Origin of the sequence: Azohydromonas australica DSM 1124, from assembly GCF_000430725.1 — a bacterium.
GTDB lineage: Bacteria > Pseudomonadota > Gammaproteobacteria > Burkholderiales > Burkholderiaceae_C > Azohydromonas > Azohydromonas australica.
This window is the reverse complement of record NZ_AUMO01000037.1, coordinates 148,970-173,331: the sequence shown is the minus strand read 5'-3', so window position 1 is coordinate 173,331 and position 24,362 is coordinate 148,970. Positions and strand designations below refer to the sequence as shown.

22 protein-coding genes are annotated in these 24,362 nt (G+C 66.5%); 10 read left to right on the top strand and 12 right to left on the bottom strand.

Annotated elements, in window-relative coordinates:
* The 9 genes from H537_RS0105790 to H537_RS0105750 all read left to right on the top strand — a co-directional run.
* Positions 1-636, top strand: a 636-nt coding sequence (locus tag H537_RS0105790) for a branched-chain amino acid ABC transporter permease (RefSeq protein WP_028997127.1), incomplete at its 5' end; no start/stop codon positions are given.
* A 14-nt stretch (positions 637-650) separates the two neighbouring features.
* The gene (locus tag H537_RS41485) at positions 651-1,670 is read left to right on the top strand and encodes a branched-chain amino acid ABC transporter permease (protein ID WP_051241997.1); all 1,020 of its coding nucleotides are present in this window, start codon (positions 651-653) and stop codon (positions 1,668-1,670) included.
* Entirely contained in the window at positions 1,667-2,425 is a 759-nt protein-coding gene (locus H537_RS0105780) for an ABC transporter ATP-binding protein (protein ID WP_028997126.1), read from the top strand. Before H537_RS41485 ends, H537_RS0105780 begins: the two co-directional genes overlap by 4 nt.
* Positions 2,422-3,132: an ABC transporter ATP-binding protein gene (locus H537_RS0105775; protein WP_028997125.1), complete on the top strand. Its 711-nt coding sequence runs from the start codon at positions 2,422-2,424 to the stop codon at positions 3,130-3,132. The genes H537_RS0105780 and H537_RS0105775 overlap by 4 nt, the downstream gene beginning before the upstream one ends.
* Before the next feature lie 165 nt (positions 3,133-3,297).
* Positions 3,298-4,401 (top strand): porin, encoded by a 1,104-nt coding sequence (locus H537_RS0105770; protein WP_028997124.1) that lies wholly within the window; start codon positions 3,298-3,300, stop codon positions 4,399-4,401.
* 494 nt (positions 4,402-4,895) lie between these two features.
* Positions 4,896-6,095, top strand: coding sequence for a cytochrome P450 (locus H537_RS0105765; protein WP_028997123.1), 1,200 nt, complete (start codon positions 4,896-4,898; stop codon positions 6,093-6,095).
* Positions 6,096-6,110: 15 nt separating this feature from the next.
* The gene (locus H537_RS0105760; RefSeq protein WP_028997122.1) at positions 6,111-6,434 is read left to right on the top strand and encodes a 2Fe-2S iron-sulfur cluster-binding protein; all 324 of its coding nucleotides are present in this window, start codon (positions 6,111-6,113) and stop codon (positions 6,432-6,434) included.
* An 11-nt stretch (positions 6,435-6,445) separates the two neighbouring features.
* Positions 6,446-7,021 (top strand): MarR family winged helix-turn-helix transcriptional regulator, encoded by a 576-nt coding sequence (locus tag H537_RS41480; RefSeq protein WP_064735917.1) that lies wholly within the window; start codon positions 6,446-6,448, stop codon positions 7,019-7,021.
* Between the two features lies 1 nt (position 7,022).
* On the top strand, positions 7,023-8,231 hold the full coding sequence (locus H537_RS0105750) for an NAD(P)/FAD-dependent oxidoreductase (RefSeq protein WP_028997121.1): 1,209 nt from the start codon (positions 7,023-7,025) through the stop codon (positions 8,229-8,231).
* 142 nt (positions 8,232-8,373) lie between these two features.
* On the opposite strand, the gene H537_RS41475 is transcribed toward H537_RS0105750, so the two are convergent.
* From H537_RS41475 to H537_RS0105735, 3 genes are all read right to left on the bottom strand, one after another.
* Positions 8,374-10,005, bottom strand: a complete 1,632-nt coding sequence (locus H537_RS41475) for an MFS transporter (RefSeq protein ID WP_084150469.1) — start codon at positions 10,003-10,005, stop codon at positions 8,374-8,376.
* Positions 10,006-10,215: 210 nt separating this feature from the next.
* Positions 10,216-10,464, bottom strand: a complete 249-nt coding sequence (locus tag H537_RS0105740; RefSeq protein WP_028997120.1) for a hypothetical protein — start codon at positions 10,462-10,464, stop codon at positions 10,216-10,218.
* A gap of 49 nt (positions 10,465-10,513) precedes the next feature.
* Positions 10,514-10,864 (bottom strand): hypothetical protein, encoded by a 351-nt coding sequence (locus H537_RS0105735; protein WP_028997119.1) that lies wholly within the window; start codon positions 10,862-10,864, stop codon positions 10,514-10,516.
* Between the two features lie 92 nt (positions 10,865-10,956).
* On the opposite strand from H537_RS0105735, the gene H537_RS0105730 reads away from it, so the two are divergent.
* Complete coding sequence (locus H537_RS0105730) at positions 10,957-11,403, top strand: hypothetical protein (RefSeq protein ID WP_028997118.1); 447 nt, start codon at positions 10,957-10,959, stop codon at positions 11,401-11,403.
* A gap of 298 nt (positions 11,404-11,701) precedes the next feature.
* Here the strand turns inward: H537_RS0105730 and H537_RS0105725 are convergent, their stop codons facing one another.
* The 9 genes from H537_RS0105725 to H537_RS48915 form a co-directional block, all read right to left on the bottom strand.
* Positions 11,702-12,169, bottom strand: coding sequence for a DM13 domain-containing protein (locus tag H537_RS0105725; RefSeq protein ID WP_028997117.1), 468 nt, complete (start codon positions 12,167-12,169; stop codon positions 11,702-11,704).
* 543 nt (positions 12,170-12,712) lie between these two features.
* Positions 12,713-13,732 carry an AcrVA2 family anti-CRISPR protein gene (locus H537_RS52400; RefSeq protein WP_156901452.1) on the bottom strand — a complete coding sequence of 340 codons (1,020 nt, stop codon included), beginning with the start codon at positions 13,730-13,732 and terminating at the stop codon, positions 12,713-12,715.
* A 78-nt stretch (positions 13,733-13,810) separates the two neighbouring features.
* Positions 13,811-14,155: a hypothetical protein gene (locus H537_RS48930; RefSeq protein WP_028997116.1), complete on the bottom strand. Its 345-nt coding sequence runs from the start codon at positions 14,153-14,155 to the stop codon at positions 13,811-13,813.
* Positions 14,156-14,180: 25 nt separating this feature from the next.
* Positions 14,181-17,483: an LPD7 domain-containing protein gene (locus H537_RS0105705; RefSeq protein ID WP_028997115.1), complete on the bottom strand. Its 3,303-nt coding sequence runs from the start codon at positions 17,481-17,483 to the stop codon at positions 14,181-14,183.
* Between the two features lie 29 nt (positions 17,484-17,512).
* Positions 17,513-18,178, bottom strand: a complete 666-nt coding sequence (locus tag H537_RS41470) for an OmpA family protein (protein ID WP_064735922.1) — start codon at positions 18,176-18,178, stop codon at positions 17,513-17,515.
* A 67-nt stretch (positions 18,179-18,245) separates the two neighbouring features.
* Positions 18,246-21,023: a type IV secretory system conjugative DNA transfer family protein gene (locus H537_RS48925; protein WP_051241992.1), complete on the bottom strand. Its 2,778-nt coding sequence runs from the start codon at positions 21,021-21,023 to the stop codon at positions 18,246-18,248.
* Positions 21,023-22,063, bottom strand: coding sequence for a P-type DNA transfer ATPase VirB11 (gene virB11 / locus H537_RS0105690; protein WP_028997114.1), 1,041 nt, complete (start codon positions 22,061-22,063; stop codon positions 21,023-21,025). Before virB11 ends, H537_RS48925 begins: the two co-directional genes overlap by 1 nt.
* Positions 22,064-22,074: 11 nt before the next feature.
* Positions 22,075-23,397, bottom strand: a complete 1,323-nt coding sequence (locus H537_RS48920; RefSeq protein WP_051241991.1) for a TraB/TrbI/VirB10 family type IV secretion system protein — start codon at positions 23,395-23,397, stop codon at positions 22,075-22,077.
* Positions 23,394-24,362 carry a TrbG/VirB9 family P-type conjugative transfer protein gene (locus tag H537_RS48915; RefSeq protein WP_051241990.1) on the bottom strand — a complete coding sequence of 323 codons (969 nt, stop codon included), beginning with the start codon at positions 24,360-24,362 and terminating at the stop codon, positions 23,394-23,396. The genes H537_RS48920 and H537_RS48915 overlap by 4 nt, the downstream gene beginning before the upstream one ends.

Genomic DNA, 24,362 nt, shown 5'->3' with positions numbered 1-24,362 from the left:
CTGGGCGCGCTGCTGGAGGCGCTGGTGCTGCGCCGCCTGTACCGGCGCAGCGAGCTGGAGCAGGTGCTCTTCACCATCGGGCTGAGCTTCTTCCTTGTGGCCACGGTCAACCTGCTGTTCGGCAACCAGGTACAGCTCATCCCGCTGCCGCCGCTGCTGGCCGGCTCGGTGGACCTGGGGGTGCGTACGCTGCCGGCGCAGCGGGTGCTGGTGATCGTCGCCGGCGCCGCCGTGGCGCTGGGAAGCTGGCTGCTGCTCACGCGCACGCGTTTGGGCATCTGGCTGCGCGCGGCCGTGGACAACAGCGGCACCGCCGCGGCGCTGGGCATCCGAATCCAGCTCGTCTATGGCCTGGCTTTCGCCTTCGGCGTCGGCCTGGCCGCGCTGGGTGGCGTGCTCGGGGCCGAGCTCATGCCGCTGGAGCCGCACTACGCGCTGAAGTACCTGGTGGTGGTGCTGGTGGTCGTGGCAGTGGGCGGCATGGGCAGCATTCCGGGGTCCCTGGCCGCGGCGCTGCTCCTGGGCAGCATCGAGACCGCCAGCAAGTACCTCGCCTCCGAGTGGGGCAGCCTCTTTTTCTTCGTGGCCATGGCGCTGCTGCTGGCCTGGCGCCCGCACGGGCTGCTGCGGCGCTGAACTCCTCCTCCATCATGACAACCACACCTGCTTCTGCCGGCGTGCGCGCGCCGCTGCGCGGCGCCGCCTGGCGCCACTGTGCCCTCATCGCTGCCGTCGGCGCGGCGGCCTGCCTGGCTTTCCCGGACCAGCTGGGGCTGCTCAGCCGCATTGCCATCATGGCGCTGTTCGTGCTGTCGCTGGACCTGCTGGTGGGCTATGCGGGCCTGGCCACGCTGGGCCACGCGGCGCTCTTCGGCGCCGGTGCCTACGCCGCGGGCATCACCGCGCTGCGCTGGAGCGCCGACCCGTTGCTGGGCCTGGCCGTAGGCGCCGGCGCCGGGTCAGCGCTGGCCGCACTCTCGGCCCTGCTGCTGCTGCGCTACCAGGGCTTCACGTTCCTGATGCTGACGGTGGCTATCGCCTCCATCGTGCAGAACCTGGCCAGCAAGTACCGTGAGTGGACCGGCGGCGACGACGGCCTCTCGGGCTACCTGATGCAGCCGCTGCTGGGGCTGGAATTCGACTTCGAGGGGCGGCTGGCCTTCTGGTATGCGCTGGTGGTGCTGGTGCTGGGCTACTGGCTGGCGCGCCGGCTGGTGGACTCGCCCTTCGGCCTCTCGGTGCAGGGCATCCACCAGAGCCGCGCCCGCATGGCGGCGCTGGGCACGCCGGTGTGGCGCCAGCTCTTCGTCGTCTACACGGTGGCCGGCACGCTGGCCGGCGTGGCCGGCGCGCTGTCGGCGCAGGTCAACACCATCGTCGGCCTGGACAGCCTGGGCTTCGCACTCTCGGCCGAGGCGCTGGTGATGCTGGTGCTCGGCGGCGCCGGGCGGCTCTACGGGGCGCTCATCGGCGCAGCCGTCTTCATGGTGCTGCACCACACCGCGGCCGCCATCAATCCGTACCACTGGCTGTTCGTGGTCGGCGGGGTGCTGATGCTGGTGGTGCTGCTACCCCGTGAGCGCATCGCCTGCTGGTTCCTGGCGCCCCTGCAGCGCCTGTGGCCACGCCGCACGCCCACGGCCCCGGACGCCAAGGAGCGCCACGCATGAATGCCACCACCCAACCCGTGCTGCAGGTCCAGCAGCTGGACAAGCGCTTCGGCGGCCTGCACGTCACGCGGCAGGTCTCGATGGCGCTGAACCGGGGCGAGCGCGTGGCGCTCATCGGCCCCAACGGCGCCGGCAAGACCACGCTGGTCAACCAGATCAGCGGTGTGCTCCAGCCCGGCTCGGGCCGCATCGAGCTCGACGGCCGCGACGTCACGCCGCTGACGCAGGCACAGCGGGTACGCGCGGGCCTGGCGCGCACGTTCCAGATCACCACGCTGCCCATGGCCCTGACCGTGCAGCACCAGGTGGAGATGGCGCTGCACCAGCGCGAGGGCCTGGCACACCGTGCCTGGCGCTCCATCGACGGCTATCCCCGGGTGCGCGAGGAAGCGCTGCAGATCCTGGGCGATCTGAAGCTCGGTCACCTGGCCGCGCACACGCCGGCCTCGCTGGCCTACGGCGAGCAGCGCCTGGTGGAGCTGGCCCTGGCACTGGCGCTGCGCCCGCGCGTGCTGCTGCTGGACGAGCCCATGGCCGGTGTGCCGCGCGGCGAGGGCCACACGGTGCTGCAGGCGCTCGACCGGCTGCCGCCAGAGCTGGCCGTGCTGATCATCGAGCACGACATGGACCTGGTCTTCCGCTTTGCCCACCGCATCGTCGTGCTGGCCGAGGGCGCCGTGCTGGCGCAGGGAACGCCTGACGAGATCCGCCGCCATCCCGTCGTGCGGGCGGCTTACCTGGGACGCGAGGCATGAGCATGCTGCTGGAGATGCACGAGGTCGTCGCGGGCTATGGCCCACTGACGGTACTGAATCACCTGAACCTGTCGCTGGCGGCAGCCAGCCGCACGGCCCTGGTGGGCCGCAACGGCGTGGGCAAGTCCACCACGCTCAAGGCCATCATGGGCCTGGCCGAAGTGCGCGCTGGCCGCGTCGTGTTCGACGGCCGGGACATCACCCGGCTGTCTGCACACCAGCGCGCCCAGCTGGGCCTGGGCTACGTGCCGCAGACGCGCGACATCTTCGCGTCGCTCAGCGTCGAGGAGAACCTGATCGCAGGACTCAAGCGCCGTCCGCGCAGCGCGCTGGAGGAGGCCTATACGCTGTTTCCCCGCCTGAAGGAGCGGCGGCGCAATGCGGGCAACCACCTCTCCGGCGGCGAGCAGCAGATGCTGTCGGTGGCGCGCGCGCTGCTGGGCCAGCCCCGGCTGCTGCTGCTCGACGAGCCGCTGGAGGGGCTCTCGCCCCTGATCCGGCAGGAACTGCTGCAGGCCTTCAAGGCGCTGACGGCGGATGGGAAGCTGTCCGTTGTCATCGTCGAGCAGCAGGTGCACGAGGCACTGGGCTTCGCGCGGGACGCGCTGATCATGGACCACGGCAGCATCGTCCACGCCGGCGGCAGCCAGGAGCTGCTGCAAAGCCCCGACATCCTCGATCGCCACGTCGGCGTCGCTGTCACCTGAGCAGCAGGCCCGCTGGCGTTTGCGCCGCGCGCCCATGGCCGCGCGGCACGCCAACCCTTGGGCCATGGCTGCTGACTGCAGCCCAACGCAGCGGGCGCTCCCGTACCGCCGGGTTGCGGCGCAACGGTGAAGCGCATCCATTTGCTACTCCCTTTGGAGGGGATGATGAAGAAGAAGACCACCCTGGCCACCTTGCTGGCTGCCCTGGCTGGCGCGGCGCAAGCCCAGAGCCCCGGCCCCAGCGTGCAGCTCTATGGCCTGATCGACGTCGCCGTGGAGCACCTGAACCACGTGGCCCCCACCGGTGGCTCGCTCACGCGCATGCCTGGCATCACGGCCTCGCTGCCCTCGCGCTGGGGCCTGCGTGGCAGCGAGGATCTCGGCGGCGGGTTGCGCGGCGTTTTCGTGCTGGAGTCCGGCTTCGGCCCCGACACCGGCGGCTCGAATCAGGCGGGGCGGCTGTTCGGGCGGCAGGCCTACGTCGGGCTGTCCAGCCCGACGCTGGGAACGGTGTCGCTGGGACGGCAGTACAGCATGTACTTCCTGTCCATGCTGGATGCCGGCATCCTGGGGCCCAACCTCTTCGGCACGGGCTCGCTGGACCCCTACATCCCGCAGGCTCGCTTTGACAACACGGTCGCCTGGCAGGGCCGCTGGGGGCCTTGGAGCGCCGGCGCCAACTACAGCCTGGGCCGCGACGTGGCCGCCGCGCCTGCGGGCGCCGGCTGCGGCGGCGAGAGCGCCGCCGATGCACAGGCCTGCCGCGCCGCCTCGGCCATGCTCAAGTACGACACCGCTGCCTGGGGCGCCGCCTTTGCCTGGGATCGCCAACGCGGCGGCGCCAATGCCGCGGCGGGCTTGACTTCAAGCGATCTCACGGACGAGCGCCTGTTCCTCACGGCCTACGCCAAGCTCGGTGCCTGGAAGGTCGGCGCGGGCTGGATCCGGCGTGACAACGAGGGCACCACGGCCGTCGCACGGCGCAGCAACCTCGGCTACGTCGAAGCGGCCTACGCGATCACGCCGGCCTTCTCGCTGGAAGGACAGATCGCCAAGCTGGACTACCGCGGCAGCCCGGCGCAGGCCACGCTGCTGGCGCTGCGCGGCACCTACGCGCTGTCCAAGCGCACCGCGGCCTACGTCACGGCCGCTCGCATCGACAACGACGGCCCGCTGGCGTTGTCGGTGAGCAGCGGCGCTCCCGGGGGAGTGCCGGTGCCCGGCGGCTCGCAGACCGGCGTGGCCCTGGGCGTGCGGCACGCATTCTGATCCGCGGCGCGCCTTGATTTCCCGGCCCGCTCAGATACCGCCAGCAGCCATCCCGAAGCTCTGGTGCATCGGGATGGCAACCAGCACGGGCCAAGGCACCCTGCGCGCGGTACTCCGCGGCTGCGGGACCGCCATCGGAGCTCCCGGGAAAGGGCACAGAGGAAGCGGCCCTGTGCCCTGCCCAGCTCCCGTGGGGCAAGCACTACCTGCTGCCTGACAGCGCCGCGAGCGCTGCACGAGCGGCTGCATCTTCTTTGGCGCAATGGAGAACGGTGGCCCCGCACAGGTCGGGTAACCGATCTCGGGTTACGCATGCACGGCATGCGAGGCGTGCAAACCCCCGCATGGGCATGCTCCAGGCCGAACCGGATCAGCACATGCCAGAACGTCGTAGGGAAACCGCCAATAAGTTGATAAATCAAAAAGTAGAAGAATCATATATATCTTGGCTGCCTGGCGTTCCAGCCGGGTGATGAGCATCAACAGGAGACCCGATGAACGAGACCGCAGCTGTTCCCGAGCTGGACATCGATCCTTACGCGCCGGAGAACCTTCTCCATCCCTACCCGATGCATGAGCGCATGCGCGAGGCCGGCGCGGTGGTGCGCCTGTCGCCCTACCCGAGCGTGATGGCCTGTGCACGGCATGAGCAGGTCCACGCGGTGCTGAACGACCATGCCACGTTCATCTCCTCCGCCGGTGTGGGTCTGACGAACTTCCGCACCGAGAAGCCCTTCCGGCCGCCCAGCCTGATCCTGGAGGCCGACCCGCCACACCACACGGCCACGCGAGCGATCCTCTCGCGCATCCTCAGTCCCAAGACGGTGATGCAGATCCGCGCCACCTTCGCGGCCGAGGCCGATGCGCTCGTCGAGCGCTGCGTGGCCAAGGGCGAGATCGACGGCATCCACGATCTCGCGCAGCCCTACCCGCTCAAGGTGTTTCCGGACGCCGTGGGCCTGGACGGCGAGGGCCGCGAGAACCTGCTGCTCTACGGCGACCTGGTCTTCAACTCCATGGGGCCGAGAAACGAGCTGCTGGCCAGGTCGGCCGAGCGCGTGGGCCCGGTGACGCAGTGGATCATGGATCACTGCCAGCGCGCGCAGTTGCGCCCCGGCGGCTTCGGCGACCAGATCTACCAGGCCGCCGAGGCCGGCGAGATCACGATGGAGCAGGCGCCGATGCTGGTGCGCTCGTTCCTGTCAGCCGGCGTGGACACGACCATCAACGGCATCGGCAACGCGCTCTACAGTCTGGCCCAGCATCCCGGCGAGTACGCCCGGCTGCACGGCGACCCGGCGCTGGCGCGACCGGCCTTCGAGGAGGCGCTGCGCTGGGAGTCCACCGCCCAGACCTTCTACCGCACCGCCGTGCGCGCCACGGAGATCGCCGGCGTGCCGGTGCAGGAGAACACCAAGGTGCTGTGCATGCTCGCCGCGGCCAACCGCGACCCGCGCAAGTGGCCTGACCCGGACCGTTACGACATCACCCGCCGCCCCGTGGGCCACATGGCGTTCGGCTCCGGCATCCACGGCTGCGTGGGCCAGGCCATCGCGCGGCTCGAAGGCGAAGTGGTCCTCTCGGCCCTGGCCCGGCGCGTCAAGCGCATCGAGCTCACGGGCGAGCCCACGCGGCGCCTGAACAACACGCTGCGCGCGCTGGAGACGCTGCCGCTGCGCCTCATCCCTGCCTGAACCCGAAAGACGACCATGCCTCAAGTCACGTTCATCCATCCCGACGGCCGCCAGCAGCCCGTGCAGGCGGTCGAGGGCGCCAGCGTCATGCAAGTTGCCACCGGCGCAGGCATCGCCGGCATCGTGGCCGAATGCGGCGGCTCGGCGATGTGCGCCACTTGCCACGTGTACGTCGAGCCGGTGTGGCTGGCACGGCTGGAGCCGCCTCTGGCCAACGAGCTGGAAATGCTCGAATGCACGGCCGACGAGCGCCGGCCCGAGAGCCGGCTGTCTTGCCAGATCAAGCTCAGCGCCGCACTGGACGGGCTGGTGGTGCGCCTGCCGCAGCGGCAGCAATAGGGCGTGACCGCATGGAGGCCTCCAACCTCGATGCGAGCCAGCGGTGCGAGGCGGCGCCAGGGCCAGCGCAGGTGGACCTCGACGCCTACGTCCCAGCCTACCTGACGTGGATCGCCAACAAGCTCTCGCGCGGCGCCTCGCAGCACTACCTGGCTTTCTCTGGCGTGGGCATCGAGATCTGGCGCTGCCTGGTGCTGCTTGCCACGCAGGACAGGGTCTCGGCGCAGCAGGTGTCCCGGGTCATCGGCATGGACAAGGCAGCGGTGAGCCGCTGCTTCAAGGAAATGCAATCACGCGGTCTGATCACGCTGGGGCTGGACGCCAGCGATGGCCGCCTGCGCGTTGCCACGCTCACCCCCAAGGGTCGCGCGCTGCATGACCTGCTCCTTGGCGTTGCCCTGGAGCGTGAACGGGCCTTCCTGTCGGTGCTGAGCAGACCGGAGCAACAGGCGCTGCTGGCGCTGCTCAGGCGCTTGCATGACAACCTGTCCGAGGTGGAGGTGGCCACCCAGCGCTACGTCGAGCAGCATGTTGCGCCGGCTGCGGCTGATGAAGTCCCGACATTTGCAGGAGATGGACATGGATGAACTGGACCCCATCGTTGTCGTGGGTGGCGGGCATGCCGGCGTGCAGGTGTGCGCAGGCTTGGCCGCGTTGGGGCAAGGCGCTCGCGTGCACCTGGTGTGCGAGGAGACATGGCTGCCCTACCAGCGCCCACCGCTGTCGAAGTCGTTTCTGAAAAATGGCCAGGAGCCGTTGCAGGAACACCGCGCCAAGTCCTGGTTTGACGAGTCCGGCATCACGGTTCACCGAGCCGACGCGGCCGTGGCCATCGCCCGTGCGCGACGTCGCCTGCTGCTGCACTCCGGGCAGGAACTTCCCTATGGCCGGCTCGTGCTGGCCACCGGCACGCGCGCGCGGCAGTTGCCCCATCTGCACGCCGACCTCGACAACGTTGCAGTGCTGCGCAATGCCGACGATGCGCAGCGCCTGCGCATGCTGCTGGCCGCTTCGGCACATGTCACCGTGCTGGGCGGCGGCTTCATTGGCCTGGAGGTCGCAGCGACCGCGCGTGCGCTGGGCAAAGCGGTGACGGTGCTCGAATCAGCGCCGCGGCTGCTGATGCGCTCAGTGTCGCCAGAGTTGGCGCAGCACGTGCTGGACACGCACCGCGCCGCAGGCATCGAGGTGCGCCTGGGCGTGGCGGTCGGCCACTTCGAAACCGAGGGCGCGCGACTGATAGGGCTGGCCGCGGATGGGGTGCGGCAGGAGGTGGACCTGCTCGTGCTGGGCATCGGTGCCGTGCCGGAGCACCAACTGGCCAGTGATGCGGGTCTGGAATGCGAGAACGGCATCGTCGTGGACGAGCACATGCGCACCAGTGACCCGGCCATCCTGGCCGTGGGCGACTGCACGAGCTTTCCTGAGCCCACCAGCGGCCGGCGGTTGCGGCTGGAGTCGGTGCAGAACGCCAACGACCAGGCGCGTGCTGCCGTGGCGACGCTCACCGGCGCACAGCAGCCCTACCGGGCGCTGCCGTGGTTCTGGTCCGAGCAGGGCAGCCTGCGCTTGCAGATGGCTGGGCTGATGCCGGCTGACGGAATTCGCCTGCGTCGCCCTGGCGCCAGCGAAGCCAGCTTCTCGCTCCTGCACTACGCCGGAGGTCGCCTGACGTGCGTGGAGTCGGTCAACGCGCCGCTGGACCACATGGCCGCACGCAAGCTGCTCGAGGCCGGTAGCAATCCCGATCCTGAAATGGCCTGCGATCCATCGAAGCCATTGAAGTCGTTTCTCTAGCAACAAACATCAGTTGACGTATACGGACCTTGTCGGGCCTGAGGAATAGCGGGCCCGGACCTGCGTCGAAATCGATTCAGCGCTCAAATGGACAACAGTCTCGGAAATGTTGGGCCGCTGGCATGCAACAAGCAGCAGCGAGTTATCCAAGGCGAGTTTCGTTTCCAAGTACATCGTTTTCACGATCGATGCCTATCAACCTCGAGATGCGCACGGGAACGCTCGCAAGCTTCTCGACGTCATGCAGCAGGTTGCGGTCCGCCATGGTAGCCCTCGCGCGCAACCTGACGTACTCGGCCCACGATGCAAGGATGAACCGCTCGACAAAGACGCCCTCTTCCCCCAAGTTGCGAAAGACGCGCCAACTGATGGCCCCATTGCGGCGGCGTACCGGCTCAAGGGTGTGAATGGCGCGAAGAAACGCCTCGCGATGCTCGACATCGACCCGGTATTCGAGCTGGATCAGCACCGGGCCATCCTTTGGTCCGGGCTCGACGGCAATGGCCAGCTCCGGCAACTGTGCCCCCGGAGTGACAGCAGCCTTGTCACCCATAGCGACCCGTGCGCGGCGGCTGATGGCGAGCAGCAAGAGCATGGTGACGGCGGAGCTCACCAGCGCGGCTTGAGTTCCGGCTGCCGAGGCCACGGCACCCCACAATGCGCTGCCGAGCGCAAGACTCGCCTGGTTAGAGACCAGATTCACTGACACGGCCCGCGCTCGAACCCAGGCCGGCGCGCTGCTCTGGGTTCCGGCCGAGAGGCTCGCCAGCACGCACACCCATGCCGTGCCGCCGACGAAAGCCGCCAGGATCGCCACGGCAACGACATCGACGACAGCCAGCAAGGCGATTGCGCCTATCCACAGCATCGTTCCGGCCGTCACGACAACGTTCAGCGATCTACGCTGCAGCTGTCCAGGAATGGCCAGTGCTCCAGCAATTGCACCGGCGCCAAAACCAGCCGACAGCAGTCCGAAGCCGCCGGCACCGAGCTGCAGCTGGTCGCGTGCTATCACGGGAAGCAGCGCCCAGAACGCGGCAGCGCACAGGCTGAAACTGACATTACGAGCCACCAGCGAGCGCATGGCCGGCGAATGTCGTGCGAAGCGCAGGCCGCTCAAGACGCCTGACAACACGGTCTCCGGAACCCCAGGCAGCGTGCGCTCGCGCTTCCTTATTCGATAGACCGCGACGACCATCAGTATGAAGAAAAGCGCGCTGGTCACCAGGGCGCTGCCCGAGCCGAGCCAGGCAGCAATACCTCCGGCGAGTGCGGGCCCGATCGCGCGTGCGACGTTGAAGGCCACCGCACCCAAGGCCACGGCGCGCGGCAGATCTTCCCTTGACACGAGATCGTTGATGGTCGCTGCCTGTGCCGGAAGGTACAAGCTCAGGCCGGTTCCGACCAGAAAGGTGAGAGCCAGCAGCAGGATCGGGCCGACAAATCCGGCGAGCGTTGCTGCGCCCAGGATGACGGTAGACGCCAGCAACAGGCATTGCGTGGCCAGGATGAGCCGGCGTCGGTCCACGATGTCTGCCAGCGCGCCGGCAATCAATCCGAACAAAAGGGCGGGCGCGGTGCTGGCCGTCTGCACCAGGGCCACCATCAGCTGGGACGGCGTCAGCGTTGCCATCACCCAGGAGGCAATGGTCGTCTGCATCGTGTAGCCGAGTGCCGTTCCTATGGAGCCGAGATAGAACAGTCGGAACTGAGCATGCCGCAGCGGTGATGCCTCGAACAACCGCGACGCTGAAGAGGCCAGGGATGCTTTCACGCAAGGAGTCTAACCACCGCACGAACGGCGGTCGTGCTGGCGGACGGGATTGCCAAGGTTGTAGTGGCCGGGCAAAAGCGGCAAATGGAGGCACAAGCCAGGGCGCGGGCCAGGGCCGAGACGAGATCGCACTGAAGGCCCATAGGGGTAGGCCAGCGATTGCCCGGGATGCATTGAAGTGCCGATGCCTGGTAATTGCGCGTCAGCGCATCAATGCGCCGGTGCGCTGTCGATGATCTCCACGAGGTCCCAAGCCTGGATGGCTTTGGTTGGCGCGTGGTCCGTTACGGCAATGCCGATACGGCTGACACGCGTCATCACGCGCAGTTCGCCAATCCCCATGTTCAGCATGACGTCGGCCACCAGGGCGCCGGGGAGGCCTTGCGGGCCCATCTCGATCACGGCCGAGCTCAGCACGGAGCAAGCCGTCCCGGGCGCCGTGGAGCTGGGCTCGGCCATGAGCGCACTTGTTGGACTGGGATCTCCCGGCCGAGAATTTCCAATGAGGTTAGCTTGCGTGCCATGGTCCTGGGCGTCGGCTGCGAGAACGCGTAGGCGGCGGCATCGCCGGCGCCGCGGCCACGAGCGCCTGCACCGCCTCGATGCCGTTGGGATCGTGGTTGCAGCTTACGGAAATGCGCCGCACCGTACCGTCGGCGGCTGGCACGTGGTCTACCTCGACGGTCAGCAGCGGATCGAGGTCGGCAGCGGCGTCGCGCAGCCGCTGCACGATCCGGCCGATGCGCTGCAGGCCCTCCTGGAGTCCCTGGTCGGTGAGCGATGCATCCAGCAACTTGCACAGCGTTGCCCCGCCGTCCACCACGATCTGCCAAAAGTCGCGTGCCTTGCCTTGGTCCATGGCCTGTTACCGTGGTGAGGGGTTGAGTCCGAGCCACCGGTCGTTCGCCTACGGGGGCGATGATGCCTGCGGATGCATGGCACGCTCGTGGCATGCCTGACGCCTTCGATCCCCAGCCACCGCAGCAGTTGCGTGCCTTCTATGACCGGTTCTCGGCGCGGTATCAGGCGCCTGGCGTGCGCCTGTCCGGCTTCAGGTTGAGGTGGATCGCCTACCGCAGCGAGGAACTGGACAAGGGCATCGAGCGCGCGGTGCTGGACCTGGCCTGGGGCGAAGAGAACGTCACCCGGCAAGTCCAGTTCGTCGCGCGCGCCCTTGAGGAAGTCCAGGGAGCATGCGTCTTGAGCTTCGTGGAGGTCGGGTGCAAGCGGATGCTGTGGGGCGCAGGCGATGAGCTGCTGACGCCAGCGGTGCTGCGGATTTCGATGTGGCGCACCGATCACCCGTGCGGGCTGATTGGCCGCATCGAGCTCGATGCCGAGGGCCGGCCCACGGGGGCGGCGCAGCCGCCGTCGCCGCTGGTGCGCATGGGCGGCTGAATCCATGGCCTGGCGAGGAGGTACGTGTCAGGACGGCGCTCAACGGGTGCGGACCAAGAAAATGGCCGCCACGTCCGGTCAGTTGTGGCCGCATTGGCGGTGGCGGTGAAAGCCCGGCCACGCAAGGATTCAGACCTTGACGTCCGCCCACGGCTGCGCAACCCGTGAGTTGCTTCGAGCCGGACGGCATTTGCGCCGAAGTCGAACTCTGCCGCCATGTGCAGCCGCTGCACGTCCTGCAGCGCCACCTGCAGCGGTCCGACCCGCACCGCCGATCTGCTGCTGTGTGCTTGAAGCGCTACCTGTACCGGGCGGCCGTGATGAACTGGCTGAAGGTCTCGCACCAGACGATGACGGCGCTGTATCGCGCGACGTCGATCGTGGGCGGCACCTGGACGATGAAGTTCTCGAAGGTTTTCACGTCCCCGACGCGGACCATGCGTGACTTGAGGCGCTGGAAGTCGGCTTGCGTTTCCACGAACTCCGGCGACAGGTAGAGCTTGTAGTCCGGCCCGGGTGCGAGCTTGCCGGCCAGCGTGACGGCCCTGGGGCCCACCGTCACCTCGCCCTCGCCCCAGTGCAGGGCGTCGCTGTCCTGCAACTCGCGGCGGAACCGGCCCTTGAAGGCGCCCGTCGCCGACAGCGCCCCGATCTCGGCGGACGAGGGCGCGGGCGGCGCGATCAGGATGGGCAGCAGATACACGCCCAGCGCGAAACCTGTGCCCAGGCATAGGAGGTGCGTAAAGACCAGGAGCAGGCGCTTCATTGGGCACATTGTGCGCATCGCGTCGCAGGGTGGCGTTGGTTTTCACGCTGGCCGGATGCCTGATGTTCGGCCTGGGCTACGGTGGCAGGCCTGGCCGAGAGGAGGGAGCAGCGGAGCCAAACGCACAACATACCTGTAATCGATCTACCAACCCCTTCTCCCTCCCCACTTCCCCCTGATCGCCCTTTCTTCTCCTCCCCCCACCTCCCACCGCCGAGAACGCGCAAACAAAGACAAGGCTGGGCAGGGAAGCTGTCTTCCCCTGACTTCCCCCCAAAGGCACGGCGCGCGCAGGAGAAACAGGGCTTTCTATCACCCCGCTCAAACAGCGCGAAGCCGGACAGAAAAAACGGCTCCCCCTGCTCCACCCTTCAACAGCGCGGCCGGAACAAGGAGGTAGCGGAATGTTTGGGCTGTGGCCCGGTATGTTGTGAAACAGGGCTGCCTAAGATCGCAAAAAGGTACGAGGTACGAGGCTGAGCCCAGATCAAACCATGAGGGTCTGGCAATGCGGTGATAGCCTTTGATGCCCGAAGCCGAGACTCAACGGTTGATTCGATAATCCTTCACTACCGCACCCAGCTTCGAGCCGGCATTCACCATTGTGTGTCGGACCCAGATGCTCTTGCTTTCGAGCCGACGAAGATGGCCGCGGCGAAGATGCATTCTTGGAGACGCATGGGTGCCTTTTTCGCCTGCAACCGTAGCGACAGCATGGGTCTGCGGTTCAGCGCTCAGCTGAAGCACCTTGTATGAAAAGAAAGGCTGCTTGCCGCGTGCAATCCTCTTCCTGTTGATGACGGGCTCAGCCCGCATGTCCACAGTGGTGACATTTGCACAATTGAGGACGCTGCATGCCTGGATCATCATGGTGACCTCGTCGCTTGCATTCAATATGATATTGGCTGTCGCTTTATCCCTGCTGCCAAACGCGTAGGCTAGTTGCTCCACCATTTCTGGCAAAACCTCGAATGGCTCTGCCAGGTATTCATTGGCGCTCGCCTTTGCTTCACCATTTTGAACTCTTGTTTCCTTGGCAATCAAGGAACCGGGCAGTTTCGGTTCAAAGGTTGCCTTGCGGATGAAGTTGCTGTGCGGGATGAACAGTCCACCAGCGCCAACCATCCATTGCCTATGGTCGTCGCTGTAATAGACGGGAAGCACGAAGACCCCGCCGTCGGGATAATATTCGAGCCAGTCGTTGCTGCCCGGGAAAACCTCGTTGGCTGGATCAGACTCCCAACACAATGCGATCCGTCTGGTGGACAAGGCTTCCGCAAACTCTCCCATTCTCAGACATACGTTTTCCTTTTCCCAAGGAGCCTCGAATGCGACACAAGGATAAGGCAAGCGCGCCATGTCCAGGTGGGCTTGCCTGAAATCCTCGGGATCAATCAATTCGCAGCAATTGGGAAGCAAAAACTTGATGCTGTTGCGAAGCATCGAGATAACGGTTTGGATGGCCCTTGATGACCGCGGCGCCGTGAATTTCGTGGCTTTTGACAGTTCCTTCAAATCCTCGATAGCGTGCGCGCAGTAGTTGAAGACTTGAACTCGCTCCATTGTCAATCTCCTTCACGAGAACTTCCTGAAGTCCGCCAGAGATTGCAATCCCGAGGCGCAATCGTTTCCGCGGGGACGTCACTTCACGTAAGCCGAGGTCCACAGGACCAAGCCGAAAACTGCCGCGTAGAAGGCCCACTTCGCGAGACGCACGGTCAGGAACTGGTATGGGCCACGCTGGGCCTCGTGGCGCACCCAGACCAGCCCCGGAAACCAAAACACACGCGTGCGCCCTCGGTCGATGCCCTGCGCGTCATCGAGAGCCCACTGCAGCCGGCGCACGCCCCAGACGAACACCAAGAGCATGAACAGCAGGAGGATGCCGCCCATGCGGTCGTTGGAGTGCAGCAGCCATGCCAGCACCGCCACGGGCCAGCCAACGGCGTCGAGCACCGCCAGACGATGACGCATCTCGGCTCGCATGGCTTCTTTCTCCAGGGCCTGAGTTTTACCGCGCTCGGCTCGGCGCCGCTTGCTCCCGCTGCGGCTGGATGTGAACCTGGCGCTGGCGCTGGGCATTCATGTCGTACACCTGCGCCGTCGGGTATCCCTTGCCCAGCGCCGCCTGCTTATCCAGCCACTCCCCACCCCGGGCCATCAAGGTGGCCATCTTCTCGGGCGGAGTGTTCTGCGATTTCAGGTACGCCTCAAGAACCCCAAGAGCCTGCGCCCGGCTGTACCGGTCCGCCTCGGACAGTTCCGTCGGCTTCACCGGCTGGCGCGCCTGCTGTTGCGCCGGCGGCTGGCGCGCCGCGTCCGGTTCCTGGCCGAGCTCAACTCGGTTGACCTGCTGGTCCTTGATGCGTTCCTGCAGCCTGACCAGATCGGCCCGGGTCGGTTCGTAGCCCACCGACTTCAAGCCACGTACCGCCGCCTCCATCCATGCCGCGGCGCGGAATGGCTCCGTGCCTTTGAGCTGCACTGTCTTCCAGCCCTTGGCCTCGGCAAGATCGACCATCGCACGCGCGACCTCGGGCTCATTGCGGTCCGTGGTGACCGTCTTCTCGCGGTCGACGAAAGCCACGCGTTGCTGTTCGCTGCGGAATCGGTACTCGCCGGCATTGATGGTGAAGCGCTGCGCCAGGGATGCCAGCAGCTCCTGCCGGCGCTTCTCGGCGGCAGCTTTCCCTGCATCTTCGGCTGGGACGGGTTGGCTGCTTGGCACCGGCTGCTGATCTTGGGTCTGCGCGGCTGGCGCTGCCTGGCGAGCAGGTGCTTCTTGCTGCTTCGCAGCCTTCTGAGGCGCAGGTGCTTCCGGCTGGTGCACCCGGGTAGGCCCGTCGTAGCGTTCAATGCTGTTTACGACGGGCGCAGCGCTTTGGCCTGGTGCCAGTGTCTCCTGGCCAGCTTCAGGTGAGGCATTTTGGGAAGGTGCTGGTGCCGTGGTTTCCTGCTCGGGCAAGGGTGAGCGTTTCTGTGATTCCTGCACTGGCGCCACCTCCGGTGATGGCTTTGTGGCGGCGACCTGTTCCACGACCTCCCGTGCCACCGCCTGTGTGGCACCCTCCACTACCGCCTGCTTCGCTACCTGATCCGGCTGGGACGAGAGATTTTGCGTAGGCCGGGGCTCACCGGCCGGCAGTTGCAGCTGGTCTCCACGCAGCGAGCCATTGCGACCCCTGGCTCCCAGCAGATGCTTGGCCGGCGACGCGCCGAGGTGGTCAGCCAGGTCTTCCTTCCGCAGCGCCGGATGTTTGCCCAGCAACTTTTCTCCTGCCCCATAAGCAGCGACCTCGTAGCGCAGGCCTGCGGGCGTCTGCTTCTTGGCAAATGCCAGCCTCTCCACCGGCAGCCCGTTGATCTCCATCTGCCGTCCCGTAAGCACGGCCCGCTTGGGCGCGACAGACTCCTGTTTGCGCGCGGCACGCTCGGTCCTCACTTTGGCTTTCACAGGTGCCGCCTGGGTGGGTTGCAGGATGTCAATCGGGCGTTGAACCTCTGTTGCCGGAACGTCGAGCTGTTGGCCGGAGAGCTCGCCAGTGCGGCCGTTGAACTTCGCAACTTCATGCCCCACCGTCGGGCCAAGGACCTTGGTCAGGTCGTTCTTGTCCACTCCATTGAATTCCGTCAGCGGCTGGTTGTTGCGGTCCAGCACAGTGAGATCGACAAACACCCCGTGCTCGGTTGAGTGCTTCTCGAACGCCAGGCGTCCAACATCTACACCGTCGACCTGCAGGCGCGTCAAGTTCATCGCCGGTCCTTCTTGCTGCGGTTGGGTGGGAGCTTGCTGGTCGCTCACAGGCTGTCCTTTCGGCTCGGTCGCTGCTGAGGTAGTAAGGGTCGGAACTTCAGGCTGCCGCGACGGCTCGGCAGCAGGAGACTGCAGAGAGACGGCCTGTTGCTGAGGTACAGGTTCAAGAGTGGACTGGGCCAAGTCCTCTGTCTCCACAGCCTTGGCGGGCATGCGCCGACGCGCAGCCTCGTAGCCGGTACGAAATTCCTGCGAGTCATCCAGGAAGACGTGCTGCAGCTTGCCGTCCGCTCCCGGCGCTGTGATCGCGATCGTGCGGGTGGTCTGGTTTTCGTACTTTCCCGTTCTGTCCTCAATGCCATCGACCACGTGTTGAATCACACGTGGCTGCTCCTCGCGGCGTGCAGCGTAGAACGCTTCTCCGGCCAACTGCGCGCTGTCGTAAAAGCGAGGTTCACGGCCCTGAGCGATCAACTCGAAAGCGCCAGAGACCTCGTAGCTCTTGATGGTCGCCTTCGCCAGTTGAGCGCTTGATGGCTCTGCCTCGCGCTGCGCAGCAATGGACGGGGGCTCCTGCGGCAGAGGGGGCGGCATCTGCGCCTGCTGCAGCAGTGGCGGTAGTGTCTGGTTGACCTCTGGCAAAGGCGGTGGCACTTTCTGGCCCTCTGCAGCCGGTGCAGGTTGCAGCAGGGCTATCAACTTCTGGTCCAAGTCCCGGCCGTCCTGCAGTTGCCTGTCGATCCGCTGGAGCTGATCTTGGTAATGGGCCTCGATCAGCGGGCGTTCCACCGGCGTGGCGACCTGCGTCAGCAGCCTGTGAACGTCCTCTCGTGCAGCATTTGCCCGCCGGCTCATCACATCGACATACGGTTCCTGCGCGCCGGACGCGTGGTCGTAGAGGCGACCATGCTCTTTCATGGCCTGCACGTAGCCGGCCAGGGTCGCGTTCTCGAGTTGATGATCCAGAGAGCCTTGGTGTGCGCCGAGGTGGATGTGCTGCTCCTGGCCGGGCCACAGGCGAGCCGCTGTCTCGCGCTGCCAGTCTTCGTGCAGTTGCCCATGCCCGGTCCAGCCCCAAAAATTGCCTTGGTGAAAATCGGCGCCTCGCTCAGCGAAGACCTGCTTGACCGCCGCGTCGCGTGCCTCAATGCCGCCCTCATAGAACACGGCCTTGGCACCCTCTGGCACTTGCGTCCCTACCGGTGCCACGATCGTTGCATCTCCTACGGGCAGGCTGCGGTGCAACCGACCATCAGCGTCGCGCTCACCGCGCAGCCGCCACCAAGCATCGACCTGATTCCAGCCCGCCGGTATGGGCATGTCCTTCGGGTCTGCGATTACGACGATCCGGCCTTTGAAGTCGCCATCGCGGCTGACGTTGAAGGCCCCGTAGGGCGTGTCGTTCACGATGGAGTTGACCGACCAGTGCAGCGTATTGCGGTCAGAGCCGCCGGTGCGCGTGTAGTGCAGCGAGAGCTGGTTGCCATCGTGCCGAGCGCCGTGCAGATCGTCTTGCACGCGTACGAGCAGCAGCTTGTCCGGAGTCGTTTGATCGTTCATAGAGGAGCCTCTCAGCGTCGCTTGTGGGCTCACTGCCGCTGCGCGACGGTGGCGCGCGGGTCGTCCAGGGAGCCCGGCTGCGGCTCAGCCGCGTACACCTCGATCTCGACGCGTCGGTTCAATGCCCTGCCCTCGGCCGTGTCGTTGCTGGCCACCGTGTCGCCTGCGCCCTGCCAGGTTGCCCGAATCCTTGAGACAGGCACTCCCCCCTGCACTAGCAACACCCTGGCCGCTTCGGCGCGTAGCCTCGCCACGCGCGCGTTGGCGGCATCGTCGCGTTCCGAGTCCGTGCGCCCGCGCAGCACGATCTGTGCTCCCTGGCTCGCCGCCTTGACCAGTGACTGCTGTGTGGCAGGCGCCAGCGCCAGCTTCGTACTGCCGCTGCTGAAACGCACGGTGTAGATCGTGTTGGCGCCGTTGCTGGCGCTGCTTACGCCGCTGCCGGGGCGGAAGGCCACCGGACGCGCCATCGCCTGCGCCTCGGTGAGCATCTGCATCGACTTCGCCTGCTGCGCGGCGATCTGCAGGCCGACTCGGGCACGTTCCATCTCCGCGCGCAGTTTCAGCGCCTCGATGTGCGCCGGGTCGTTGGCTGGCTGGCGGCTGGCCTCGTTCGCCATGGGCGGCTTCGGCGCCGAGGCGCAGCCGGCAAGCACCGCTGCTGCGGCCAGAAAGGTGAGGCTGAGGATTCGCATGGTTTGCCCCTTGGTCAGAAAACAGGGATCGCGCAAACACCGGCGCGCCGAATGTGGGAGGGAAGTTTCATGCTCGCTCCTGTCGCATGCCCGGTGCCGGGCGATTCGGCTTGTTCTCAAGCACATCCAGGTTGAGGTCGTGCCAGAGGTCATCGGGCTCGCTCCTGGGTGCGGCGGCATCGCCACCCTTGGCGCCATGCTGCGCCGGCTCCATTTCGATGACGCCATCGGCGTCAACCTTCTGGCGCTGACCGTTTGAGCCTGCCACCGTGGAAATGTGCGGTTCCGCCCCTGTTGCAGGGTCAGCCTCGCCCTCGCCCTTCGGCCGCCGCTTGCGGTTCACCGGCTTCTTGGGTACCACTTCGACCAGGCCATTGGGCTCGACCGAGATGTCCTGATCGGCCGTGCTTGTCACGGCAGGGAGGCGTGGCCCTTCTCCATCCACCTGGTCAGCCTCGCTTTCACCCTTCGGGCGCCGCTTGCGGCCCACCGGCTTGGCCACCAGTGAAACCTTGCCGTCCTTGCCAACCGTGATGTCAACGCCGATGCCCTCGCTGCCCTTGGCTTCGGCGCGCGGCTTCTTGGGCGGCTCATCAACCGGCGCCGCCTCAGGCTCCGGCTGGGCCATCCGCGCGAAGAAGCCGCCCATCCATTCGTCAACGACCTCATCTGGCGTGTCCGGCGTGATATCCGGCGGCGGTGGCAGGTCTTCAACATGGATGGCGATCTTCTCCATCGGCATGTCCTTCGTGTCGCCGTCCTCGGGCTTCACTGGGCGTGTGAGCGTGGCGGCGCGGGCGAGGTGCAGCTCAAGGTCGATCGGCTCGACGACAACCGGATCCATCACCCGCGACAGCATGATCGGGTCTTCGAAGAAGCGCGCTTTCTCGCAGAGGATCGGCAACTGGTTCTCGATGAAGATGATCTGCTTGTCGGGGCCGATCTCCTTGACCTCCTGCGGCAGCAGCAGCGGCCGCGCGTGCTCGCTTTCGTTGAGCGAGCGGCTGGTGCTGCTGTGGTGGCCCGACGAGGTACTGCGGCCCTTGCTGACCTTGCGCTCGGTGAAGGTGCCCAGCCGCCTGGAGTACGCCTCGGCGTCTGCCTGCTCGTTCGGTGCGAACACGATATGGCAGCCGCAGGCTGTCATGATGGCCCGCGCCATCTCCTTGCCGTAGGTCGCCTCCAGTTGCGCCACCGACTGGATAATGATCATCAGGCGCAGGTTGTAGGCCGGCATGAAGCCAATGCCGCGGGCGATCACGTCAATGCGGCCAGCGGCGGTGAACTCGTTGAGGTACACGTCGCAGACGTGCTTGAGCTCCTTGTTCTGCGAGGGCAGCTCGCGCACGTTGAGGCTCACCATCTCCGTCACGAACAGATTCAGCAGCAGCCGGGCCGGCTCCAGCTCGTCAAACGGAAGCACCACGTAGATCGTCATGCGCCGCTTGCGCACGTCCCCCAAGTCGAAGTCGCTGGCGCTGGTGGCCGCATCCGTGACCGGATCGGCAAACGGTGTGAGCGGTGCCAGGAACGTGCCGACGATTCCGGTGAGCGTGTTTTCGGCGGCATTCGCCAGGAAGCGGCCAAAGGCCGCGATGCAGTCGTACGACAGCGGACGGTCGGATTTCTCGCGCTCGTTGATCAGGTCGCCGATCGTGTCACGTACCGGCTTGCCGTCGCCCTGAACGATGCGCAGCATCTCGCCGATCGTGCGCGGGCGCTCTGGGGTTTCCAGCAGGTACAGCACCAGCGCCAGGTAAAGGTTGCGTGCCTGGTCGGCGAAAAAGTTGCCGGCGTCGCTGACCTTCGTGGTGTCGTTCGGGTAGATCACCTGCCCGCGCTTGAGGATGTCCTTCACGCGCAGCCGCCTGTCAGTGCGGATCGCGGCCAGCGGATTCCACCGGGCGGTGCAGCCGTCGGTGTCGAAGGGCGCGAAGATATAGACCTCCTGCCCGTGCGCGGCACGGAATCCTGAGGTTCTGTCGCGCTGCTCGCCCTTGATGTCGAAGACGATCGCCGATCCTGGGCGGTGGAAGAGGTTGGGCGTGACAAAACCGACGTCCTTGCCCATGCGCGGCGGTGAAACCATCGCAACGAACTGCTGACCAGGAAAAGTGATGTACTCGTTGTCGATCTTGCCGACGATCAGCCCGTCCCCCGCCAGAAGCCCAGCCGTGCGGATCTCGGGCTTGGTGGCGAAGCGCGCGTTGCCGTAGGTCGGGCGCGACGTTTTCATAGCCGCTGCGAACGCACCGGGGACGGCCACGTAGCAAAGCCCAAAGGCCAGCGCCAGCGACAGCACCAGCTTTTTCTCCTGCGCCGGATCTTCGCTGTACTGCGACCAGTAGCGCAGCGTTGAATCCCAGTGCGCCCGGCGCGGGTCGGTCTTGTTGAAGGCCAGGAACGCCATGCCGGAGAGCCACAGCGCCGCGAACGTGAGCACGCCGACGACGACCGCCAATCCGGCGACCTTGCCGACGTTCATTGCCACCGCCGACGCGTCGCTTTCGGGCGTCTTGAGGGCCAGGAACAGCTCGGCCACACCCCAGGTCAGCACCAGCGTGAACGCTGCGAAGCCGGCGCTCTTGAGCAGGCTCTGCATCGTGGCGCCGCCGGCCCACTGGAAGGCCAGCACGATCACCGCGACCACCGCCCCGAGCAGCGCCACGAACACCACCATGTGGCGCGGCGGCAGCTTCGCCGCGCTTGGGAATGCCTGCTGCAGCGCCCCGTGGAACCTGCGCACCATCCATCCCATGGCGATGCCGATGCCCACGGCGAACATCGTCAGGACCAGCAGCGAGCGCAGGGCATCTGTGCCTGAGGCCGTTTCGATTGCACCCATCACATGCCTCCTTCAGCAGCCAGCCGGCGCTTCAGTTCGGGGTCGTAGTAGATGTCCTGCACGAAGCGGCCGTCACCTTCGTTCCCGAATTGGACGATGACGTCGATGGTCAGCAGCAGCAGCCGCTTGATCTCCCTGAACGTGAGGCCCGCGCCTGCGCTGGACTGGCGGATCATCAATGCCATCTGCTCGATGGCCAGGGCCGGCGTTGCCGCATGCAACGTCGTCATGCTGCCCGGGTGGCCCGACGCCGCCGCGCGCACGAAGTAGTAGCACTCCTCGTCGCGCACTTCGGCCAGCAGGATGATGTCGGGGCGCAGCCGCAGCGCGATCGTGAGCAACTGGCGCGGCGTCACCTCGGCCACGCCCTGCCCGCCCTGGGACCAGAAGAGGTGCAGCGCGTTGGGGTGGTTCGGGGTGTCCACCTCGGCGGCGCTCTCGATGGTGATGATCCGCCGGTCGCGCGGCATGTACTCGGCCAGTGCGCGCTGGATGGACGTCTTGCCACTGCCGGTGTGGCCGGACACCACGATGGTCTTGCGGTAGCGTATCGCTTCGGTCAGGAAGAGCTTGTTGAGCCGGTCGCGCTTGAGTTCCAGCAGCCGCCGCTCATGCTCCTGCAGCCCGTCGCACTGCGGCGCGACGCGGTCGAACATTCCCTGCGCCTCCATCTCGTCGAGCGTGATGATCTTCCCTGGCGGCCGGCGCATGACCATCGCCACCGTGCCGCGCGTGCAGGCTGGCGGCATCACCAGTCCCAGGCGCTGCCCGCCTGGCAACGCGGCCTCGAGGAGCGGCGTCGAGTCGGTCACCACCTGCGTGGAGAACGTCGCCGCCGCCTGCGCCAGCGACATGCAGCGCTCGAAGTCCATCTCCGGCACGGCGATGCACTCACAGCCGGTGTTGGAGTAGATGAACACCTCGCCGGGCCTGTTCATCACGATGTCGGTGACGCCGTCGGCGTCGAGGAAGCGCTGCAGCGGTGCGATCAGGTGCCGCACCGAGGCGGAAGGGTCGCCGTAATCATCATGCGTAGTCATGGCGCACCTTTTCAGCGGGAGGCGCGCAGCGCGTAGACCTTGGAGAAGTCCACGTTCTGCTTGATGTGCAGGTAGACCGTCGCACCCTGGTTGACGGTGAAGACGGGCGGGATGTCCAAGGTGCGCCTTGCAACGTCGGTGGCCAGCCGGTCACCTTGCTGCAGCGTGCCGCTGCCGATTACCACCGTGTTGCCGGTGGCACCGTCGGACTCGCGGGCGATCAGCAACTTGGCGGTGTCGCTCATGAGCGAGAGGAAGATCGCTGGGCCCAGCCGCTCGGCCCATCGGTTGTTGATGTGCCCCTGCAGCCCACCCTCGCCAAGCGGCCCGGTAACGCTGGCCGGCAGGTCGATCAGGATGCTGTTGGGCGCGGGTGTGCGCAGGCGCAGCTTGTTGATGGGGATGGCGTTGACGCCCAGCCGCACGCTCTGCGCGTCGTACTCGGCTTCAAGGATCGACCCGGCCTCGATCAGAACGATCTTGTGGTCGGCGCCGTAGACGTTGCGGGCAACCAGGCAGGAGAACGGGCCACCCACCGTCGTGGCGACCTTGGTGAGCGAGGTGCATTGCATGACCGAGCCGAACGGCAGTGTTAGCGTGCTGTCGGTCAACTGGTCGGCCACCACCGTCGCTGTCGCCATCGGGTTCGACCTGGCCGGTGCGGAAGCCGCAGCGCCAGGAAGCGGCGCCGAAGCGCCCGGCGCGGCTTGGGTAGCCTGGGCGGCCCGCTGGTCCACCATCGCCTGGGTGCGCGCCATCAGCGTGTCGATCTGCCGCTGGTAGTGCTCGCGCCGTTGCTGCAGCTCCTGCCGGCGCTGGTCGAGATCGGCGCCGGACATCTGAACCGCGGCCAGGAGACGCGTGTCGACCACGTTGCCCTTGGAGATCACCATCATCGGACCGTCGCGCGGGTCGCGGCGGGGCTTGGGCGAAGGAGACCCGCCTCCTCCCTTGATAGGAATCGGGCTGATCTCGTCATCACGTGGTTCGGGTGGCGGAACCTTGTGCTTCGTGGGCTCGGACGCCGCTGATGCAGCCTGATCAGGCGCGGAGGCTTTCCTGGGCGGTGACACGAAGGCCGGCGCAACGCCTTCAGTGGCTCCGACCGGACTGGGGCCCCGCTCCTCCTTGACCACCTTGAACTTGCCAGTAACGGCGTCGTGCAGGTACCAGACCGCGCCACCGCCGATGCTGGCGACAGCGGCGCCCACGACACCCATCGTGATCCAGCGGCGGCGCTGCGAGCGTTTCTTGGCCAGCCCGGCAACGCTGGGGATGCCCTGCGGGGCTGGCGCGGCGGCAGTGCCGCACTGCGGCGTGCTGATCGTGCTCAATTGCTGCGCTCCTCAAAATTGCCGGTGCGCGGATTGCGCACCACCCGGCGCACGCCTTCGACGGCGCTGCCGGCCACGGGCGCGACGCCCTGCGGGTCGTATGCCTCGTTCCTGACCGATGCCACTGGCGAACCCTTCTCGGCCCCCAGGCGCAGCCGCCAGCCGTGCGCTACTTGGTCAACAGCGAGGTACTCGGTGGCGAGGTCGAACCGCGGGTTGACCTGCTCCTCCGACCCGTCGGGGTTGACCTTGAACACCGCCGGCTTGGGGCGGTTGCCGGGCAGGTGGAAGTACGTCGCGCGGCCATCGTCGAAGACCGCCACGGGGCGGACGTCCTCGCTGTCCCGGCCCAGCGCGATCGAATAGGCGGCGTTGCGCACCAGCGGCGGCAGCGCCATGCGCGCCTGGATGACGTCCTCCTCTTTCGGAGCCAGTGCCATCGCTATCGCGACCTTCTGCTGCATGGCCAGGGTCGCCGGATCGGGCTCGGGCGGCTTGGGCGACTGGATGGTCAGCCGCTGCACCGCCAGCGCGGGGTTACCCACCACGTTGAAGGAGAAGGAATAGCTGCGCCGGTTGGTCACCACCGCCACCGGGTTGGGGTAGCAGTGCGTGACCGTGCGCGGGGGCTTGCCGTCTTCTGTTGGAAGGCTCTTGGTGAAACAGCCACTGGAAGTGGGCTTGATAAACAGGTTGCGGCCGTCCTTGGGAGCGCACAGGTCCCAGGCGTCAGGCGACACCTCGGCGGTCTGTGCCGTGCCGTTGCTAGTGCTGTCCTTTGCGGAGGTGCGGCACACTGAGGCCAGGCCAGCGGCTGGCGGGGAGGTGATCTTCTCGCCCTCCTCAAATTCGATATGCGTGGGGACGCCGCGCGCCACCGGCACATTGATCACCTTGGTGGGGTCGTAGGTGATGACGCGGATCGGTCCCTCACTGGCTGCGACGGCGGCCTGCAGCGCCAGCAT